Origin of the sequence: Streptomyces griseoruber (genome assembly GCF_001514205.1) — a bacterium.
Taxonomy (GTDB): Bacteria; Actinomycetota; Actinomycetes; order Streptomycetales; family Streptomycetaceae; genus Streptomyces; species Streptomyces griseoruber.
In genome coordinates this window covers 163213-182702 of the sequence record NZ_KQ948773.1, presented here as the reverse complement: position 1 = coordinate 182702, position 19490 = coordinate 163213, and the positions used below count along the sequence as shown (strand labels likewise).

At 74.2% G+C, this 19490-nt stretch carries 16 protein-coding genes; 8 read left to right on the top strand and 8 right to left on the bottom strand.

Annotated features, from left to right (window positions below; all coding sequences use genetic code 11):
* Positions 1-71 precede the first annotated feature (71 nt).
* Complete coding sequence (locus tag AQJ64_RS26740) at positions 72-3197, bottom strand: sacsin N-terminal ATP-binding-like domain-containing protein (RefSeq protein ID WP_059203047.1); 3126 nt, start codon at positions 3195-3197, stop codon at positions 72-74.
* Positions 3198-3869: 672 nt separating this feature from the next.
* Positions 3870-4796 (bottom strand): DUF3027 domain-containing protein, encoded by a 927-nt coding sequence (locus AQJ64_RS26735; RefSeq protein WP_055637667.1) that lies wholly within the window; start codon positions 4794-4796, stop codon positions 3870-3872.
* Positions 4797-5109: 313 nt separating this feature from the next.
* Here AQJ64_RS26735 and AQJ64_RS26730 point away from each other — a divergent pair, with 313 nt between their 5' ends.
* The 4 genes from AQJ64_RS26730 to AQJ64_RS26715 all read left to right on the top strand — a co-directional run bounded on the left by AQJ64_RS26730 (position 5110) and on the right by AQJ64_RS26715 (position 8681).
* Positions 5110-6543, top strand: coding sequence for an MFS transporter (locus tag AQJ64_RS26730; RefSeq protein ID WP_079061958.1), 1434 nt, complete (start codon positions 5110-5112; stop codon positions 6541-6543).
* 62 nt (positions 6544-6605) lie between these two features.
* Positions 6606-7091 carry a hypothetical protein gene (locus AQJ64_RS26725; protein WP_055637666.1) on the top strand — a complete coding sequence of 162 codons (486 nt, stop codon included), beginning with the start codon at positions 6606-6608 and terminating at the stop codon, positions 7089-7091.
* On the top strand, positions 7061-7810 hold the full coding sequence (locus tag AQJ64_RS26720; RefSeq protein WP_206189876.1) for a futalosine hydrolase: 750 nt from the start codon (positions 7061-7063) through the stop codon (positions 7808-7810). Before AQJ64_RS26725 ends, AQJ64_RS26720 begins: the two co-directional genes overlap by 31 nt.
* Positions 7800-8681: a 1,4-dihydroxy-6-naphtoate synthase gene (locus AQJ64_RS26715; protein ID WP_055637665.1), complete on the top strand. Its 882-nt coding sequence runs from the start codon at positions 7800-7802 to the stop codon at positions 8679-8681. The genes AQJ64_RS26720 and AQJ64_RS26715 overlap by 11 nt, the downstream gene beginning before the upstream one ends.
* A gap of 15 nt (positions 8682-8696) precedes the next feature.
* Here AQJ64_RS26715 and AQJ64_RS51800 read toward each other — a convergent pair whose 3' ends face one another.
* On the bottom strand, positions 8697-9080 hold the full coding sequence (locus AQJ64_RS51800; RefSeq protein ID WP_055637664.1) for a cold-shock protein: 384 nt from the start codon (positions 9078-9080) through the stop codon (positions 8697-8699).
* A 179-nt stretch (positions 9081-9259) separates the two neighbouring features.
* On the opposite strand from AQJ64_RS51800, the gene AQJ64_RS26705 reads away from it, so the two are divergent.
* Complete coding sequence (locus tag AQJ64_RS26705) at positions 9260-9517, top strand: hypothetical protein (protein WP_055637663.1); 258 nt, start codon at positions 9260-9262, stop codon at positions 9515-9517.
* On the opposite strand, the gene AQJ64_RS26700 is transcribed toward AQJ64_RS26705, so the two are convergent.
* The gene (locus tag AQJ64_RS26700) at positions 9505-10128 is read right to left on the bottom strand and encodes an HAD family hydrolase (protein WP_397803831.1); all 624 of its coding nucleotides are present in this window, start codon (positions 10126-10128) and stop codon (positions 9505-9507) included. The genes AQJ64_RS26705 and AQJ64_RS26700 overlap by 13 nt on opposite strands.
* Positions 10129-10167: 39 nt before the next feature.
* A complete protein-coding gene (locus AQJ64_RS26695; protein ID WP_059203046.1) occupies positions 10168-11121 on the bottom strand; it encodes a hypothetical protein in 954 nt (317 codons plus the stop codon).
* Between the two features lie 85 nt (positions 11122-11206).
* On the opposite strand from AQJ64_RS26695, the gene AQJ64_RS26690 reads away from it, so the two are divergent.
* Positions 11207-13762 (top strand): helicase-associated domain-containing protein, encoded by a 2556-nt coding sequence (locus AQJ64_RS26690; protein ID WP_059203045.1) that lies wholly within the window; start codon positions 11207-11209, stop codon positions 13760-13762.
* 56 nt (positions 13763-13818) lie between these two features.
* On the opposite strand, the gene AQJ64_RS26685 is transcribed toward AQJ64_RS26690, so the two are convergent.
* Positions 13819-14358, bottom strand: a complete 540-nt coding sequence (locus AQJ64_RS26685; protein ID WP_055632196.1) for a hypothetical protein — start codon at positions 14356-14358, stop codon at positions 13819-13821.
* Positions 14359-14488: 130 nt separating this feature from the next.
* Here AQJ64_RS26685 and AQJ64_RS26680 point away from each other — a divergent pair, with 130 nt between their 5' ends.
* Complete coding sequence (locus AQJ64_RS26680; RefSeq protein WP_055632195.1) at positions 14489-16132, top strand: DNA repair helicase XPB; 1644 nt, start codon at positions 14489-14491, stop codon at positions 16130-16132.
* A gap of 4 nt (positions 16133-16136) precedes the next feature.
* Here AQJ64_RS26680 and AQJ64_RS26675 read toward each other — a convergent pair whose 3' ends face one another.
* Positions 16137-16319 carry a hypothetical protein gene (locus AQJ64_RS26675; protein WP_162252484.1) on the bottom strand — a complete coding sequence of 61 codons (183 nt, stop codon included), beginning with the start codon at positions 16317-16319 and terminating at the stop codon, positions 16137-16139.
* Between the two features lie 329 nt (positions 16320-16648).
* Between AQJ64_RS26675 and AQJ64_RS26670 the strand changes: the two genes are divergently transcribed.
* Positions 16649-18718 (top strand): HelD family protein, encoded by a 2070-nt coding sequence (locus AQJ64_RS26670; protein ID WP_055637244.1) that lies wholly within the window; start codon positions 16649-16651, stop codon positions 18716-18718.
* Here AQJ64_RS26670 and AQJ64_RS26665 read toward each other — a convergent pair.
* Positions 18697-19377 carry a copper homeostasis protein CutC gene (locus tag AQJ64_RS26665; RefSeq protein ID WP_055637243.1) on the bottom strand — a complete coding sequence of 227 codons (681 nt, stop codon included), beginning with the start codon at positions 19375-19377 and terminating at the stop codon, positions 18697-18699. The two genes, AQJ64_RS26670 and AQJ64_RS26665, sit on opposite strands and share 22 nt — an antisense overlap.
* Between the last annotated feature and the right edge of the window lie 113 nt (positions 19378-19490).

Genomic DNA, 19490 nt, shown 5'->3' with positions numbered 1-19490 from the left:
CGTCTCCGACGCCCCGAAAAGGGACCCGGAACAGGGGCCGTCCTGCCCGGACGGCCCCTGTTGTCATGTCGTCAGTCGAACCAGCGGTCCCGGGCCAGCTCCCCCGTCCGGGACGGGTCCTCCAGGAGGGCCGCCACCTCGAAGCGGCGGGGCCACTGGCCGGCGGCCCAGGCGAGGCCGGCGGCGACGCCCTCCAGGGTGGCGGCGTGCAGGACGCCGTCGTCGGTGAGGCGCCAGTCGAGCTCGACGCCGTCGACGACGAGTTCCTCGTGTTCGACGTAGGTGTCCGGGGTGCGGGGGCCGAGCAGGACGCGGACCGGTTCCGGGACGTCGTGCTCCGCGCCCTCGGAGTCGACCCGGCCGGTCACGGACTCGCTCAGCCGCCTCACCTGGAACAGTTCGGCCAGTTCGGCGGCGCGGGACGGGCGGACCGGGAGGAGCGGGACGCCCTCCGTGAAGGGCAGGAGGTCGGGCGAGTCGACGACCACCGCGTCGGCGGCGTCCACGACCTCCACCCGGCCGTCCACGACCGCCCGCAGCTCGTCGGGGAGGGTGACCTGCTCGGGGTCCAGGTCGGCCAGTGCGCCGTAGAGACCGTGCAGCTGGGCGGGGCCGACGGGGCGGTCGGGGTCGGCCAGGCGGTCGAGGAGTTCGGCCGCGCCGCCCGGCTCGTCGAGCAGCGCCGCCAGCGACGTCCGGACACCGAGCGCCCGCAGGACCTGCTCGTCGTCGAAGCCGGTCGCGTCGGCCTCGTCGTACAGGCCGTGCAGGAGCGGGTCGCCGCCCGCCGCCAGAAGACCGGCGGGTCGGCGGCCGTCGAGGACCGGGTGGCCGCGCAGCCACCAGGCCGTGTAGGGGCGTACGACCTCGTGGGTGCCGTCGGGCAGCAGGATCCGCACGGGCTGGGTGAGGGCGTCGCGCAGCGGCGGCTGGGCGAGGAGGGCGAGGGCCTGGGGCCAGCGGTCGTCGTCGACCAGGTCGAGGTCGCGGACGGCGACGAGTTCGGTGGCCACCGGCGGGACCGGTGAGTCGGGGAAGCGGTCGAGGATGTCCTCGGACCAGACGTCCACCGCGTCCAGCAGACCCGCGTCGTCCGGTTCGGCGAAGTCGCCCTCGCGGGGCTCCAGTTCGTCGGGGTCGAGGACGACGTCGGTGGCGCGGACGAGCGCGAAGTCGGCGAGGACACCGACCGCGGCGAGCGGGCCCTCACCCCAGCGCTCGACCAACTCGGCGTCGACGAAGGCGAGTTCGTCCTCACGGATGACGGAGGCGAACGGGCTTCCCGGCAGGACGAGTTCGCCCGCCGGGACGAGTTCGCCGTCCTCGTCGGGCAGGGCGAGGGCGCCCAGCCAGGGCTCGTCGCCCGGTTCGAGGGCCGCGGCGCGGACGAGGGTGAGGACGGTGTCGGCGAGTTCCTCGGCGTCGGGCGTGTCCCGGTCGTCCCAGGCGCCGCCGTCGTCGTCGAGGGAGGCGGCGACCGCGGCCCGCACCTGCGGGGTGGTGAGCACCGCGCGGGGCGTGGCGGGCAGGGCGCCGAGCTTCTCCAGCAGGGGGTGCGCGGCGTCCCCGTGGGCGACCTTCAGGCCGAGGCGGGCGAGGACCTCCGGGTCGGCCCCGGCCTCGTCCGCGACGGGCAGCAGGACCTGGCGCGGACCGATCGTCGTCCGGCCGTCGGCCAGCGGCACGGGCAGTCCGGAGAGCCGGTCCGGGTCGACGCCGGCGAGGCTGTCGTAGAGCCGGTACCACCAGTGCGGGTCCTTCTCCAGCCCGGCGAGACGGTCGACGGCGTCGGCGAGCGGGATCCGGGCGACCCCGAGGGTGCGCAGCTCGACGCGCCGCTCCAGACCGGCGGGCAGCAGGGTCGGGAGGACCTCGGCGAGGACCCGTACCGTGTCCGCGCCCGCGCCCTCGACCACCTCGGCGTCCCGCGGGCGCAGCGCCTCGGGCAGGTCGTCCTCGTCCTTGACGGGCTGGACGGCGGGCGGCAGGAAGGCGGTGCGCGGCAGCCGCTCCAGGATCGCCCGGCGCAGCGCCCCGTCCAGCTCGCCCTTGCCGAGCGGGCCGGGCACCAGGTCGATGATGCCGGGGGTCACCGGACGCCAGTCGGCGAGGAGTTCGGTGTAGGCGTCGGCCGCGCGCTCGACCAGGTGGTCGGTGAGCGGGCCGGGGGCCGCGTGCCGGCGGGTGGTGTCCAGCGGGAAGGACGCGATGAGCAGGGCGGGCACGCCGAGCGGTTCGTCGCTGGGGGTGGGGGCGTGCACGACGGGGCTGGTGCGGGGCCGGACGGGGGCGTCCTGCTCGTCCACGGGGACGGCCCAGGTGACCGACCAGTGCGCCCGCTGCCGCTCCTCGACGGGGCGGTCGGCGAGCAGCTCGGGTGTGAGGGGCCCGTGCGCGGCGGCCGTGCGCCAGCGGGTGGCGCCCTCGCGTGAGTCCTCCACGACGGTGAGGGCGCCGTCGCCGGAGCGGCGCAGGGTGCGGGGTGTGTCGGCGCCGGTCTCGATCACGACCTCCGCCAGGCCCGGCAGGGCGAGGAGGAGGGCGTCGTCGACGGCGGCGAGGAGGCGTTCGGCGAGGTCGGCGGCGGCCGCGTCGCGCAGCGGGAGGATGACGGCGGTGTCGTAGGGGTCCGGGGCGGTGCCCTGGGCGGCGAAGGGGAGGCGCAGGAGGGGGACGTGTCCGTCGCGGCGGCGCAGCTCGTCGCCGAGGCCGGGGCTGTGGCGGGCGGTGTCGGCGGCCAGCTCGCGGGCCTCGGCGAGGTCCCAGCGCACGCCGCCGTGGCGGCCGACGACGGCGGGCTCGTCGGTGACGGAGAGGACGGCGGCGAAGCCAACGCCGAAGCGGCCCACGGACACCTGCTGCGCGTCGCGCTTGGCGGAGGCGCGCAGGGTGGCGAGGGACTCGACACCGGCCGCGTCCAGGGGGGCGCCGGTGTTGGCGGCGACGAGGACGCCGTCGCGGAGGGTGAGCCGCAGCCGGCCGGGCACCCCGGCGCGGGCGGCCGCGTCGGCGGCGTTCTGGGCGAGCTCCACGACGAGACGGTCACGGTAGCCGCCGAGGACGAGGTCCTCCTCGGCGTTGGCGTCCTCACGGAAACGGGCGGGACTGGTGGCCCAGGCGTCCAGGACGCCGCGGCGCAGGCGGGCCGTGCCGAAGGGATCAGCGCCCTCGGGTGCCGGCCGCACGAACTTGCTCACGTTCACTCTCCTCGTCGGCGTGAGGAGAAGGTATCGCGCACCGTGGCCCGCGATGGCCGCCGCCCGGACGGAGCAGCGGGGGTCCGACCGAAGAAGGCGCCTCCCCGCTCCCCGGCTCCCGGCGCCCCGCTCCCCGGCTTCCGGTACCCGGCTCCCCGGCTCCCGGTACCCGGCGCCCAAGCTCCCGACTCCCGGCGCCCGGCTTCCGCTCCCCGGCTCCCAGTACCCGATGCCCGGCTCCCGGCTCCCCGGCACCCAGTACCCGGCGCCCGGCGCCCGATGCCCGGCGCCCGGCTCCCCGGCGCCCCGCTCCCCGCTCCCCGGCTCCTGGTACCCGACGCCCGGCTCCCGACTGCCGGCGCCCGGCTTCCGTTCCCCGGCGCCCAGTACCCGGCTCCCGATGCCCGATGCCCGGCTCCCGACTCCCGGCTCCCGGCTCCCAGTACCCGATGCCCGGCTCCCGTTCCCCGGCTCCCAGTACCCGGCGCCCGGCTCCCGGCTCCCGGCTCCCAGTACCCGATGCCCGGCTCCCGTTCCCCGGCTCCCAGTACCCGGCGCCCGGCTCCCGGCTCCCGGCTCCCAGTACCCGATGCCCGGCTTCCGCTCCCCGGCGCCCAGTACCCGGCGCCCGGCGCCCGGTCCGGCTCCCAAGTTCCCCGGTCGGCCGAAGGCCTACGCGTGCCCCAGTTCCGCAGTCGCCTCGTCGGTGACGGCCGGGACCGAGCCCGAGTCCGCCGCCGGGCGGAGCGGGAAGGGGTCCACCCTGGTCTCGTCGATCACCGGCGCGGGCGGCTGCGGGGGCTTCGGCATGACCGCGGCCTCGGAGTGGCCACCACAGCCGTACGCCAGGGACACGACCCGGCCGTCCGCCGGGGAGAACTCGTTGGCGCAGACGCCGAAGGCCTGGCCGAGGGAGCCGCCGATGGGGCTGAGGAAGCCGCAGCTGACGCAGGTCGCGGGGGCCGCCTGGGCCATGGGCGTCTTGGCGCCGAAGGACTCCTCCCAGCGGTCGGCGGCGGTGTGCAGGCCGTAGCGGGACAGGACCCGGGCGCGGCGCAGGCCCAGTTCCTCGGCGACCGCGGAGATCGAGCCGCGCGCCGGGACCGTGGGCAGGTCGGTCGGCGGGGCCGCGGTCACCTCGGCGTCCTCGGCCTCGACCAGTTCGGCCATCTCGTGCGAGACGGGGGCGTTCGGCGTCGGCTCGTCCTCGCCGGAGTACCCGGGCTCCAGCCGCAGGTCCTCGGCGTCGGTGGGCAGGAGGTCGCCGGGGCCCATGTCGCCGGGGCGCAGGCGCTCGCTCCAGGGGACCCACTCGGGGGCGAGGACGGCGTCCGGGCCGGGCAGCAGGACGACCTCGTCGAGGGTGACGATCTTGGCGCGGGAGGCGCGGGCCACGGTGGCCGCCCAGCGCCAGCCCCGGTAGCCGAGCTCCTTGCACTCGAAGTAGTGCGTGACGACCCGGTCACCCTCGGAGAGCAGGCCTACGTGCTCGCCGACCACGCCGGGCGCGGCGGCCTCCTCGGCTGCGGCGCGGGCGAGGTCGACGGCCTCGGCGCACAGGCGGTCGGGGGTGCGGCTTCGCGTGGTCGCTGCGCTCACAGGTATCGCTTCTCTCCTACGCCGTCTCTCGGGTGCGCCGGCCTGAAGGCGGCGGGTGCGGACGGAGCGGACCGAAGGGCCGCGTCGACGTCCGCGCCCGATCGCGCTCGGGCGCACCTGCTGTCATCCATTCTGCTGGATGCCGGGGAGGCGCGCGGCCGAGAACGATCGCCACGGCGCGCTACGCACGCTACCTGTTCCGCGACGTTCGGCCTACACCGACGGGACGTTTCCCCGTGCCGGACCGTACCGGACCCCCGCCATCCGCGCGGTAACCGCACTACGCGGGCCTTTCTCGGGGCACTATGACGGAGTGGCAGCCGCGAAAGCATCCCCCGGTGCCACCGGGACCGGTGGGACGAGGGGATCGAAGGGAAAGGGCCGGATCGGCGGTTCGGGCCGGATCGGCGGGTCCGTCCGCGCGGTCGGCCGTGCCCTGCATTTTCCGTTCACCGGCACGGCCCGCGGCATCAGGAAGGCCACGCACGCGCACGGTGCCGGGGAGTCCGGCCTCGGCAAGCTGATCGAGCTGCACGCGGTGAACGGCGCGGGGGACGTGATGATCACCGTCGCGCTCGCCTCCACCGTCTTCTTCTCGGTGCCGACGGACGAGGCCCGGGGCCGGGTGGCGCTGTACCTCGCCATCACCATGGCACCCTTCACGGTCCTCGCCCCCGTGATCGGCCCGCTCCTGGACAAGCTGCCGCACGGCCGCCGGGCGGCGATGGCCGGCGCGATGCTCGCCCGGGCCCTGCTGGCGCTGATCATCGCCGGGGCGGTCTCCACCGGCAGCCTGGAGCTGTATCCGGCGGCGCTGGGCGTGCTGGTCGCGTCGAAGGCGTACGGCGTGGTCCGCAGCGCCGTGGTCCCCCGCCTCCTCCCACCGCGTTTCTCCCTGGTGAAGGCGAACTCGCGCGTCACCCTCGGCGGGCTCCTCGCCACCGGTGTGGCGGCCCCCGTGGGGGCCGGGCTGCACGCGATCGGGGAGCGCTGGCCGCTCTACGGCGCCTTCGTGATCTTCATGGCGGGTACGTTCCTGTCGTTCTCACTGCCGCCGAAGGTGGACTCGGCGAAGGGCGAGGACATCGCGCTGCTCGCGGCCGACGAGGAGCATCTGCACGGCCCGCACCGGCAGCCGGTCAAGCGCCCCGGCCTGCGGACCGTAGGGATCGCGGTCACCCACGCCCTCGGCGCGAACGCGGCGCTGCGCTGGCTGTCCGGCTTCCTGACCTTCTTCCTCGCCTTCCTGCTGCGCGAGCACCCGCTGACGGGGTCCAGCGCGGCCGTGTCGCTGGGCATGGTGGCGGTCGCGGCGGGCGTGGGCAACGCGCTCGGTACGGCGGTGGGGGCGTGGCTGCGGGCCCGGGCGCCGGAGATCATCATCGTGACGGTCCTCGCGGTGGTCCTGGGCGCGGCGATCACCGCGGCGGTCTTCTTCGGCGCGTTCCTGGTGGCGTGTCTGACGGCGACGGCCGGGTTCTGTCTGGCGCTGGCGAAGCTGTCGCTGGACGCGCTGATCCAGCGGGACGTGCCGGAGCTGGTGCGCACCTCGGCGTTCGCCCGCTCGGAGACCATGCTCCAGATGGCGTGGGTGCTGGGCGGCGCCATCGGCATCGTGATGCCGCTCAACGGCCCGCTGGGCCTGTGCGTGGCCGCCGGTGTCCTCGCGATCGGCTGGCTGACGACGGTGCGTGGTCTGATCGGCTCGGCCCGTCACGGAGGGGCGTCGAAGGGCCGCGTGGCGTAACACACAGCGGCATGGCCCCCCACATAAAGAGACCGCCGCACCCGCCCGATAGCCTTCGCCCCATGACCACGCTGCACTCCGCCAAGCGACGCCGCGCCGTCGCCACCGCCGGCGCCGTTTCCGCCGGACTGCTCGTCCTGTCGGCCTGTGACAAGCCGACGCCGCTGTCCACGATCACCGTCGGACGCGCCTCGGTCAGCTCCGAGGCCACCTGCGGCGGCGAGGGCGAGGCCCTGAACGCCGCCGCCCTGACGAAGTGCCTGGCCGACAAGGACATCAAGTCCATCGACGTGGACCCGGACGAGACGGTCCGTTTCGGGGTCGACCCCGACGTCGCGGACAAGCGCTGGACCATCCTGATGAACGGTCAGCCGCTCACCGAGGACAGCGACAAGACGTACCGCACCATCCCGGGCAGCGTGTTCTTCAACGCCCAGTACGGCGCCCAGGGCAACTCGACGCTCGTCACCATCAAGGCCGGCGACGGCAAGAAGGACAGCCAGACCGCGACCGGTCTGTGGTCGTTCAAGCTGAAGAAGGACGACTAGCCACGTCCTCCGCCCGCATCCTCGTGGCCACCGCGGTCCCCGCAGAACGGGACGCGGTGGCACGGGCGTTTCCGGAGCCCGGCCGGCCGGTGTCCCTGCCCGGGGTGGAGCTCCGCCGCACCGGCGGGTCGTACGACCTCCTCGCCGCCGGTGTCGGCCCGGCCCTCGCCGCCGCGTCCGTCTCCGCCGCGCTGACCGCCGCGACACTGACCGGTGAGCCGTACGCCCTGGTCGTCTCGGCCGGTATCGCCGGTGGCTTCCTGCCCGAGGCGCCCGTCGGCTCGCTGGTGGTCGCGGACCGGATCACCGTCGCCGACCTGGGGGCGGAGAGCGCGGAGGGCTTCCTACCGGTCACCGAGCTGGGCTTCGGCACCGTCACCCACCGTCCGCCGGACTCACTCGTACGGGCCGCCGGGGCCGCCGCCGGGGCCCGCAGGGGCGAGATCCTGACCGTCTCCACGGTCACCGGCACCGCCGCCCGCGCCGCGGCCCTGCGTGTACGCCACCCCGAGGCGCTGGCCGAGGCCATGGAGGGTTTCGGGGTCGCCGAGGCGGCCGGCGCGCACGGCACCCCCGTCCTGGAGATCCGCGCGGTCTCCAACCCCGTGGGCCCCCGCGACCGCGCGGCCTGGCGCATCGGCGAGGCGCTGGCCGCTCTGACGACGGCGTTCGGGAAGCTCGCGCCCCTTCTGGAGAGTTGGAACCGGCATGACCAGTGAGCAGCCGCTGCGGATCGCGTACTCCCCCTGCCCGAACGACACGTTCGTGTTCGACGCCCTCGCCCACGGCCGGGTGCCGGGCGCGCCCGCGCTGGACGTGACGTTCGCGGACATCGACCTCACCAACGGCATGGCCGAGCGGGGCGAGTTCGATGTGCTGAAGGTGTCGTACGCCGTGCTGCCGTACGTCCTCGACGAGTACGCGCTGCTGCCCTGCGGGGGCGCGCTGGGCCGGGGCTGCGGCCCGCTGGTCCTGGCGAAGGAGGCCGGACCTGGGGGCACCTCCCACGCTTTCGGCAGTGGGGGACTGACCGGCCGCACGGTCGCCGTCCCCTCCGAGAAGTCGACCGCGTACCTGCTGTTCCGCCTGTGGGCGGCGGACACGCTGCCCGGCGGGGTGGGCGAGATCGTGGTCCTGCCCTTCCACGAGATCATGCCCGCCGTACGCGACGGCAAGGTCGACGCGGGGCTCGTCATCCACGAGGCGCGCTTCACGTACCAGAACTACGGTCTGCACAAGCTCGCGGACCTGGGCGAGCACTGGGAGTCCACCACGGGCCTGCCGATCCCGCTGGGCGCCATCATCGCCAAGCGCTCGCTGGGCCCGGCCACCCTGACCGCCCTGGCGTCCGCGATCCGCACCTCGGTACGCACCGCCTGGGACGCCCCCGAGGTCTCCCGCCCGTACGTCATGGCCCACGCCCAGGAGATGGACCCCACGGTCGCCGACCAGCACATCGGCCTGTACGTCAACGAGTTCACGGCGGACCTGGGCGAGAACGGCTATGCGGCGGTACGCGGGCTGCTGACGCGGGCGGCGGCCGAGGGGCTGGTGCCGCCCCTCGGGCCGGGTGCGCTCGCTTTTCCGTAGGGAATTCCGTGCGGGTCAGACGTCCAGTTGGTCGGCGACCGCGCGCAGCAGGCCGGCGATCTGCTTGCCGGAGGCCTTGTCGGGGTAGCGGCCCTTCTCCAGCATCGGCGTGATGTTCTCGAGGAGGGTCGTCAGGTCCTGCACGATGGAGGCCAGTTCGTCGGGCTTCTTGCGCTGGGCCGCCGCGACGGAGGGCGTCGGGTCGAGGAGGACGACGGAGAGTGCCTGGTCGCCGCGCTGTCCGGCGACGACACCGAACTCCACTCGCTGGCCCGGCTTCAGTGCCTCGACTCCGGCGGGGAGGACCGAGGAATGGACGAAGACGTCACCGCCGTCGTCACGGGAGAGAAAGCCGAAGCCCTTCTCGCTGTTGAACCACTTGACCTTGCCGGTAGGCACGTCTGTCCTCGTCCTCGTACTCGTCGGAAACTTGCTTCTGGAAAAAACAGCTCTGGAACGGCTCTTGATAGCAGTCGGGCGGGTCGACCATGACCCGCCGGTACCAAGGCTAATGGTCTTCGGGCGGGTGACAAGACGTCGCCCGGTTGTTCCTTCGCGGTGGGAACTACCCTGGTCCGGTGCGTGACAAAACCCAAACGAATTCCGCCGCTCCCGGTGACCGACTGATCCGTGCCGGAGCCATCGTCTTCTTCGCCGGCGCCGTGGCCACCCTCGTCACGATCGCCCCGCTGCTCCTCGGTACGACGCCTTTTCCGACGTATATGTTCGGACTGAGCATGCTCATGGGCGTCGGATTCCTCGTCGCGGGCGCCGGGGTGCTCCGGTCGATCGCGGCGGGCCGGCGTCAGGCGCGGGCGGGACATCAGCCCTCGTAGGCCGCGAACCACTCCCCGAACCGGGTCAGATCGTCGAGGACGACGTCCGCCCCGGCCTCGGTCAGCTCCGCGGCGCTGCACGGCCCCGTGACCACGGCCACCGAGAGCGCCTCGGCGAGCCGGGCCCCGCGCACGTCCCCCACATGGTCGCCCACGTACACGGACGCGCCGTGCTCGCGCAGCGCCTCCGCCTTCTGCGCCGCCCACAGGTTGCCGATCACCGCGTCGGGCCGCATGCCCAGGTGCTCCATGTGCAGCCGGGCGTTGGGCTCCCACTTCGCGGTGACCACGATCGCCTTCCCGCCGGCCCGCCGCACCGCCTCCAGCGCCTCATGGGCGCCGGGCATCGCGAGCGTGCCGGTGACGGCGTACGCCGGGTAGATCTCGCGGTAGAGGTCGGCCATGGCCGGTATCTCCTCCGCCGGGAACCAGTGCGCCATCTCCTCCGTCAGCGGCGGCCCCAGCCGCGTGACCACCAGGTCGGCGTCGACGTACGTCCCGGTCCGCGCCGACAGCTCCGTCCAGCAGGCGTGGATACCGGGCCGGGAGTCGATCAGGGTCATGTCGAGGTCGAAGCCGACGGTGCGGGCGCGGGAGGAGGTGACGGTCATGCGGGACATTGTGCCCGGTCGGGGGCCTCGGCCTACGGCCTATTTCCGCCGCTGCGACCGCCAGACCAGGAACAGCGCCGACGCCACGGCCGCGCCCCGCACCACCCACGGCCAGGTCTCGCCGATCGCGTCGTTCATGTGCCCCTCGGCGATGGGCGCACCCCAGCGGCCCTCGCTGCGGCCCCACAGCCACACCAGCCCGGCGGCGACGGACAGTCCCGGCAGCCACATGACCGCCAGCTTGGTCTCGCGGTCGGTCAGCCGGCGCGAGACATAGGCGATGGCCCAGCCCGCGACCAGCAGCAACAGCTTCCCGAGCACCGCGCCGACGACGAGGGCGACGGCGGCGAGCAGCAGCAGGGGGTTGCTCCAGCCGCCGCTCGGCAGGGCGGGCAGCAACCGCCGCCGCCCCCTGGACGCCTCCCCGGCCCCGGCTTCGCCGCCGGCGGCCCCGCCCGCCTCCTGCGGCTCCCCCTGCTCCCCCTGCTCCCCCTGCTCCCTCCGGCCCTCCTGGTCCTTCCCGAGCCGCGGGGGTCGCAGCATCTCCGGGATCTCGACCCCGCCGACGAACCCGGGCACCTCGTCGCCCGCCGCGAACGGGTCGGACTCCCGCTGCCACCAGTCGGGCACCCGCACCTCGTCGGCGAGCGCGCCCGACCGGGGCCCGGGCACCCTGCCCTGACCCTGGGGAGCCGGCGGCGGCCGGTCCTCGTCGTCCCGCTGTACGGGCACGGAGGGCGTCGGCGCCTGCGGGGCCCCCGCACCGCTGTCGGCCGCGGCGGCGACGACGTCGTCCGGGCTGCCGAGGCGGTCGATGATGCGGCGGACGGCGGCGGGCGAGTCGACGGTCGCCCTGGACCGGCGCCGGTCGATCTCGTTGCGCAACTCGGACACGAGCCGCATCCGCGTGGCCGACGACAACTGCTGCTGCTGCGCGACGTCGCCGACGCGGCTCAGATACTCGTAGACGACCTGGTCGCTTTCGATCCCCACGGGGGCACGTTATCGCGCAAGGTGCCTGAAACAGCCCGTTCGGGAGCGCGGCCCCCGGGGACGGCGACCCGCTACCGTGGGCAGAATGAGCACCGAGGACCACCCGGCCCCCCGGTCCCTCGCGGAAGCGCTCCGCGGCAGGGACGACGCCTCCCTGGCCGCCCTCCTGCGCAGCCGCCCCGACCTCGTCACCCCGGTCCCCACCGACCTCACCCAGCTCGCCACCCGGGCCGGCACGCGTGCCTCCGTCGTACGGGCGCTGGAGCGGCTCGACCGGTTCGCGTTGCAGACCGCGGAGGCGCTGGCGGTGGCCGCCGACCCGTCGTCGTACGACGAACTGCTCGGCCTGATGGCCGGCGACGCCCGTGACCCGGAGGTGTCGGCCGCGCTGCCCGCCGCTCTCGCGGCCCTGCGCGAGCAGGCGCTGGTGTGGGGCGCCGACGACCGCCTGCGTCTGGTCCGCACGGCCCGTGAGCTGCTCGCCCCGTCGCCGCAGCACCCGTCCCCCACCGGCCTCGGCCCGAGTGTGCGGGAGGCGACGGCGGGGATGTCGCCGGGCCGGATCCAGGAGATCGTGGCGACGGCCGGGCTGCCGTCCACGCACGACTCGGTGTCCGCCGTGGACGCGCTGACCGCGCTCTTCACCCACCGCAGGAAGATGAAGGCCCTGCTGGCGAAGGCCCCGGCGGAGTCCCTGGAGGTGCTGGAGCGGCTGGTGTGGGGCCCGCCGTACGGCCAGGTCACCCATGATCCGGCGCCCCGGCTGCGCTGGCTGCTGGACCGCGGCCTGCTGCTGCCGACGGCACCCGGCACGGTCGTCCTGCCCCGCGAGGTCGCCCTGCATCTGCGGGCCGGGCGGGCGCACCGGGCGCCGGAGCCGCTGCCGCCCGCCGTGGAGCCGGCCGCCACCCACCGTCCCCAGGTTGTGGACAGTACGGCGGCCGGGCAGGCGTACACCGCGCTGGCGACGGTGGAGGAGCTGCTGAAGGACTGGGACGAGGGCGGTCCCGCGGTGCTGCGGGCCGGCGGGCTGAGCGTGCGGGACCTGAAGCGGACCGCCGTCGCCCTCGACGTACCGGAGCCGGTCGCGGCCTTCTGGGTGGAGCTGGCGTACGCCGCCGGGCTGATCGCCTCCGACGGCGAGGCCGACGAGCGGTACGCGGCGACCCCGGCGTACGACGAGTGGCTGGAGCGGCCCGCCGCCGAGCGCTGGGCACGGCTGGCCGAGGCGTGGCTGGCGGCGACCCGGACGTCCGGTGTGGTCGGCGGGCGGGACGCCAAGGAGCGGGCGCTGTCGGCGCTCGGCCCCGGCCTCGACCGCTCCGCCGCGCCCGAGGTGCGCCACCGGGTCCTGTCGCTCCTGGCCGCCCTGCCGGAGGGCGCCGCGCCGGACCCGCAGGCGGTCCTGGCCCGGCTCCGCTGGGAACGCCCCCTGCGCGGCCCGCAGGCCGCCTCCCCCGCCCTTCAGGGCGAGGAGGATCTCCGCTCCCGCCTCGCCCGCTGGACCCTCACCGAGGCCGAACTGCTCGGCGTGACCGGACGCGGCGCGCTGTCGGCACAGGGCCGGGCCCTGATCGGCGGGTCACCGGCCGCCCCCGGCCGGCACCCGGAACCACAGGGCCCCGGCGACAAGCTCCCGGTCCACCACCACCGCACGGCCGCCCCCCTCGCCCCGCTGTCCCCGCCCGAGCAGGCCGTGGCCGTCGCGGCCGCCACCCGTCTGCTGGCCCCGCTGCTGCCCGAGCCCCTGGACCACGTCCTGCTCCAGGCGGACCTCACGGCCGTGGCACCGGGCCCCCTGCGCCGCCCGCTCGCCGAGGTGCTGGGTGTGCTCGCCGACGTGGAGTCCAAGGGCGGCGCGACCGTCTACCGCTTCACGCCCGGCTCCGTACGCCGCGCCCTGGACGCCGGGCGCAGCGCCTCCGACCTGCACGCCTTCCTCGCCCAGCACTCGCGTACGCCGGTGCCGCAGCCGCTCGCCTATCTGATCGACGACGTGGCGCGCCGGCACGGGCAGCTCCGGGTGGGCGCGGCCTCGGCGTACGTCCGCTGCGACGACGACACCGTGCTGAACGAGATCCTCGCCGACAAGCGGGCCGGCGCGCTGCGGCTGCGCCGGCTGGCCCCGACGGTGCTGGCGGCCCAGGCCGATCCCGCGACCCTCCTCGAAGGGCTGCGCGCGATGGGGTACGCCCCCGCCGCCGAGTCCGCCGAGGGCGATGTCCTGATCACCCGCGCGCACGCCCACCGCACCCCGCCCCGCACCGCCCCCGAGCCGGTCCCGGACGGCCCCCCGGTCCCCGACGCGACCCTCCTCACGGCGGCGGTCCGGGCGATCCGGGCGGGCGACCTGGCCTCGACGGCCCCCCGCAAACCCACGGACACGGCGACCGCCCTCGCCCCGGGCGAACTCCCCCGCACCAGCTCCGCCGAGACCCTGGCCACCATGCAGGCCGCGGTCCTGACCGGCGAGGCCCTCTGGATCGGCTACGTCAACGCGGAGGGCTCGGCCAGCCAACGCGTCATCGCCCCCGTACGGGTGGAGGGCGGTTTCGTCACGGCGTACGACCACACGGCGGACGAGGTCCGCACCTATCCGCTGCACCGGATCACGGGGGTGGCGGAACTGGCGGACGAATAGGGCTGGGGCGCGTGTCGAAAGTCGCGGACAGACGGGACTTTCGACACACGCCCCAGCTAGCAGTCCCCCACCGTCGCGTCCGCGGCCAGCCCGAAGTGCGTCCGTGCCGCACTCTCCAACCCCGCCGGGCTCACCTCCCCGTCCAACCGGGACTCGGCGAAGACCGAGAAGTGGTCCTTCTCCCAGTCGGCGTAACCGGCCCCGTCCGGGGGCTCCTCCTGGGCGACGACGCGATACCCCTCGCCGTCCCGCGCCAGCCTCATCACCTGGGGATAGTGCGCCCCACCGCACTCCTGGAGCGCCCCGTCCCGCACCCCGTACTCCACACACAACGTGTCGACCCCGGCCCGCACCCGGTCGCCCTCCTCCCGGAGATCCAGCGCCTGCGCCGCGCAGAACCAGCGCGCCTTCAGCGCGGGCTCGCTCCCACCGGGCCCGTCCCCCTGGGCCTGCGCGAGGAGCCGCTCCTCGATCGCGGGGCGCACGGAGGCCCACAGCCCGGCGTCCACGGCGCTCGATCCCCGCGCCCACGCACCGGTCGCCACCAGCACCACCACAGCGCCGACGCCGGGTCCCCAGATGCGTACCGAAGTCACCGCGAGCTCCTCACCGAGCCGCGCGCGCTGCGCGGCTTCCCCTGGACAAGACCGTCGAGAGGCGCTCGGGGTTGCACGTGGGATGGGGCACACTGGACGTTTGGCCGCCTCGGAAGGATGTGCGTACCACGTGAACGGACCGCTGATCGTCCAGTCGGACAAAACCCTGCTCCTGGAGGTCGACCACGAGCAGGCCGACGCCTGCCGTCGCGCCATCGCGCCGTTCGCCGAGCTGGAGCGGGCGCCCGAGCACATCCACACCTACCGGGTGACCCCGCTGGGCCTGTGGAACGCGCGGGCGGCCGGGCACGACGCCGAGCAGGTGGTGGACGCGCTGGTGCTGTACAGCCGCTACCCGGTGCCGCACGCGCTGCTGGTGGACATCGCGGAGACGATGGACCGCTACGGCCGCCTGACCCTGTCCAAGCACCCGGCGCACGGGCTGGTGCTGACCACGACCGACCGGCCGGTGCTGGAGGAGATCCTGCGCTCCAAGCGGATCGCCCCGCTGGTCGGCGCCCGGATCGACCCGGACACGGTCGCGGTGCACCCCTCGGAGCGCGGCCAGATCAAGCAGACCCTGCTGAAGCTGGGCTGGCCGGCCGAGGACCTCGCCGGGTACGTGGACGGCGAGGCGCATCCGATCGAGCTGGCGGAGGACGGCTGGGCGCTCAGGCCGTACCAGAAGCAGGCGGTGGAGAACTTCTGGCACGGCGGGAGCGGGGTCGTGGTCCTGCCCTGCGGGGCCGGCAAGACGCTGGTCGGCGCGGGGTCGATGGCCCAGGCGAAGTCGACCACCCTGATCCTCGTCACCAACACGGTCTCGGCCCGGCAGTGGAAGCACGAGCTGGTGAAGCGGACCTCGCTGACCGAGGACGAGATCGGCGAGTACAGCGGGACGCGCAAGGAGATCCGCCCGGTCACCATCGCCACCTATCAGGTGCTGACGACCCGGCGGAAGGGCGTCTACCCGCACCTGGAGCTGTTCGACTCCCGGGACTGGGGGCTCATCGTCTACGACGAGGTGCACCTGCTGCCCGCCCCCGTCTTCAAGTTCACCGCCGACCTCCAGGCCCGCCGCCGCCTCGGCCTGACCGCGACCCTGGTCCGCGAGGACGGCCGTGAGTCGGACGTGTTCTCCCTCATCGGCCCCAAGCGGTTCGACGCGCCGTGGAAGGAGATCGAGGCGCAGGGCTACATCGCGCCGGCGGACTGTGTGGAGGTGCGGGTCAACCTCACCGACTCCGAGCGGCTGGCGTACGCGACCGCCGAGGCGGAGGAGAAGTACCGCTTCTGTGCGACGACCGCGACCAAGCGGAAGGTGACGGAGGCGATCGTGCGGCGCTTCGCGGGCCAGCAGATCCTCGTCATCGGCCAGTACATCGACCAGTTGGACGAGCTGGGCGAACACCTGAACGCGCCGGTGATCAAGGGCGAGACGTCCAACGCGCAGCGCGAGAAGCTCTTCGACGCCTTCCGGGAGGGCGAGATCAGCGTGCTGGTGGTGTCGAAGGTGGCGAACTTCTCGATCGACCTGCCCGAGGCGACGGTCGCCATCCAGGTGTCCGGCACCTTCGGCTCCCGCCAGGAGGAGGCCCAGCGCCTGGGCCGTGTGCTGCGCCCGAAGGCGGACGGTCACCAGGCCCACTTCTACTCGGTCGTCGCCCGCGACACCATCGACCAGGACTTCGCGGCCCACCGGCAGCGGTTCCTGGCGGAACAGGGGTACGCCTACCGGATCATGGACGCGGACGAGCTGCTGGCCGAGGGCTGAGCGGTCACCGCCTGCGGCGGACTCCGGCCTCCTCGCCGTACTCACCGAGGATGATCACGTCGAAGGCGGCGCCCACGAACACCCTGATCGCGTGCAGGGCGTCGCCGACGGGGTGACGGTGGGCGTCGGAGACGGGGGTCGCGCCGGACGGGCGACCGGGAGCTGGGGTGAGGGTCGCTGCACTCATGTCTCCATGGTGCGCCGGGGGCATAAAGGGGGCATCGGTCCCAGGTCCCCACTTGGCGTACTACCTGAGTACACCGGGGTGGTACGGCCTCCCCTAAGGGGCGGGCTCGGGAGCGGGCTCGGGGCGGAGGTCGGGGGCGGAGATCGGGCGCGGAGATCGGGCGCGGAGATCGGGCGCGGAGATCGGGCGCGGAAAACCATTCGCCTTCCGCTGGGCCGCTCCCCTAAGATCTCCGCTCTTGCCCGCCTCCCTTGACGGAGTGCCGCCGCCCGGACGGAAACCGGACGGCATCGCCGTAGCCCATCCCCAGCAGGCCCGGAGGCACCTCCTTGTCCACGTCCGTCCACGACGACCCCCTGGGCCGCGAGCGCGCCCACCTCACCTCCTCCCGGGCCGCCCTGCGGGCCATGCGGGAGGACGTCGAGGCGCTCGACATCAGCGACGTCACCGCGAACTGGGTGAACGCCGAGGTCCTCTCCCGCCAGATCGACGAACGCATCAAGGCGCTCGCCGACCTGAGCGACACCCCGCTGTTCTTCGGCCGCCTCGACTATCTGCACGCCCCGGGCGCCGACCGGGCGGAGGGCGCCGAGGGGGAACGCTTCTACATCGGGCGGCGGCATGTGCACGACGGCGACGGCGACCCCATGGTCATCGACTGGCGCGCCCCGGTCTCGCAGCCGTTCTACCGGGCCTCGAAGAAGGACCCGATGGACGTCGGGCTGCGGCGCCGCTTCGGCTACACCGGCGGTGACCTCACCGCGTACGAGGACGAGCACCTCTCCGACCCGCGGGAGGCGGCCCGCACCAGCAAGCTGCTCCAGCAGGAGATCGAGCGGCCGCGTGTCGGTCCGATGCGGGACATCGTGGCCACCATCCAGCCCGAGCAGGACGAGATCGTCCGGTCCGGGCTGGGCGGGACCGTGTGTGTCCAGGGCGGGCCGGGCACCGGGAAGACCGCCGTCGGCCTGCACCGGGTCGCCTACCTCCTCTACGCCCACCGGGAACGGCTGGCCCGCACCGGCACCCTCGTCATCGGCCCGAACAGGTCCTTCCTCCACTACATCGAGCAGGTGCTGCCCGCCCTGGGCGAGTTGACGGTCCGCCAGGCCACCGTGGACGACCTGGTGGCGCACGTCGAGGTGCGCGGCACGGACGAGGCGCCCGCCGCCGTCGTCAAGGGCGACGCGAGGCTGGCGGAGGTCCTGAAGCGGGCCGTGTACTCCCATGTGCGGATGCCCACCGAACCGGTCGTCGTGGTGCGCGGCTCCCGCCGCTGGCGCGTCCCCGCGTACGAACTGGAGGACATCGTCCGCGAGTTGCTCGACCGGAACATCCGCTACGGCGCCGCCCGCGAGGCGCTTCCGCAGCGCATCGCGCATGCCGTGCTGGTGCAGATGGAGCGGTCCGGGGAGGCGCCGGACGACCGGGTGCAGGACGCGGTGGCCCGCAACAGCGCGGTCAAGGCGGCGGTGAAGGAGATCTGGCCGCCCGTCGACCCGGCGAAACTGGTGCTGCGCCTGCTCACCGACGCCGACTTCCTCGCCGTCCACGCGGACGGGATCCTCGACGAGGACGAGCAGAAGACCATCCTGTGGGCCAAGCCGGTACGGAGCGTGAAGTCCGCGAAGTGGTCGGCCGCGGACGCCGTGCTGATCGACGAGACGGCCGACATCGTGGAGCGCACGCACTCGCTGGGCCATGTGGTGCTGGACGAGGCGCAGGACCTGTCGCCGATGCAGTACCGGGCGGTGGGGCGGCGCTGCACCACCGGCTCGGCGACCGTCCTCGGCGATCTGGCGCAGGGCACCACGCCCTGGGCGACGCGGAGCTGGGGCGAGGCCCTGGCCCACCTCGGCAAGGCGGACGGCGTGATCGAGGAACTGACGGCCGGTTTCCGCGTGCCCACCGATGTCATCACCTACGCCTCCCGGCTGCTCCCGCACATCGCTCCCGGGCTCGCTCCGGTCGCCTCCGTGCGGGAGAATCCCGGGTTCTTCGATCTCCGGCCGGTGGCGGGGGCCGCCGAGGTGGTCGCCGCCTGCGAGGAGTTGCTGCGCAACGAGGGGTCGGTGGGGCTGATCGCCGCGGACGCGCGGGTCGCCGCGCTGGCGCAGGCGCTGACGTCGGCGGGGCTGTCGTATCTGAACCCCGGTGAGGAGACGACCGCCGAGACCCGGCTGACGCTGGTGCCCGCGTCGCTCGCGAAGGGTCTGGAGTACGACTATGTCGTGCTGGACGAGCCTCGGGCGGTCGTGGAGGGGGAGCCGGACGAGCGGACGGGGTTGCGGCGGTTGTACGTGGCGCTGACCCGGGCCGTGTCGGGGTTGATCGTGGCGCATGCGGGGGAACTGCCGGCCGAGCTGGGTGGGGCGGATCAGCCCTGGTCCAGCACCTGACGCCAGTGTCGTACCGCCTCCGCCGACACCGGCGTGTGCCAGCCTCCCGGGCGGGCCGCGCCGCCGATGTGGAAGGCCGACACCCCCGCCTTCCTGAGGGTCGGCACATGGTCCAGGCGCAGCCCCCCGCCCACCAGGAGCTGCTGGTCGCCTCCCTGGGCCGCCTCGGCGAGCAGCGTGGGGAGGCCCTCGTCGACGCCTCTCGGGGAGCCTGCCGTGAGGTAGGTGTCCAGGCCGGGGAGGTCGGCGAGTCGTGTGCGCAGGGCGCCCCGGTCGCTCGCGTGGTCGATCGCGCGGTGGAAGGTCCAGCGGCAGCCGGCCAGTTCCGCCACGAGCCGTTCCACCGTGTCCAGGTCGGCCTGGCCGTCGGGGGCGAGGAAGCCGAGGACGAACTCCTCGGCCCCGGCGGACCGCAGCTCGCGGGCGGTGCGGACGAGTCGGCCGACGTCCCCCGCCGCGAAGCCGTCCGCGAGGCGCAGCATCACGCGCAGCGGGATGTCCACGGCGGCGCGGATCGCGGTGAAGGTCGGCACGGGTGGGGTCAGGCCGTTCGCGGCCATGTCGGTGACCAGTTCGAGGCGGTCCGCGCCTCCGGCCCGGGCCGCGATCGCGTCCTCGGCGTCGAGGGCGATCACCTCCAGCACTGCACGCTCGCTCATGGGACCCCATTCATCGAGAATCGTCACGACAGGTCTAGTCCAGTTGTCTAGTCCAATTGCACCATACGCCCGCCCCTTCGTCCCCACCCGTGTCCCCGCACCTGCCACGCGCG

Coding starts and splice junctions, on each gene's coding strand:
- AQJ64_RS26675 (WP_162252484.1), bottom strand. CDS start 16,319: ATGAGTGCAGCGACCCTCACCCCAGCTCCCGGTCGCCCGTCCGGCGCG.
- AQJ64_RS26715 (WP_055637665.1), top strand. CDS start 7,800: ATGACCAGTGAGCAGCCGCTGCGGATCGCGTACTCCCCCTGCCCGAAC.
- AQJ64_RS26725 (WP_055637666.1), top strand. CDS start 6,606: ATGACCACGCTGCACTCCGCCAAGCGACGCCGCGCCGTCGCCACCGCC.
- AQJ64_RS26700 (WP_397803831.1), bottom strand. CDS start 10,128: ATGACCGTCACCTCCTCCCGCGCCCGCACCGTCGGCTTCGACCTCGAC.
- AQJ64_RS26665 (WP_055637243.1), bottom strand. CDS start 19,377: ATGAGCGAGCGTGCAGTGCTGGAGGTGATCGCCCTCGACGCCGAGGAC.
- AQJ64_RS26690 (WP_059203045.1), top strand. CDS start 11,207: ATGAGCACCGAGGACCACCCGGCCCCCCGGTCCCTCGCGGAAGCGCTC.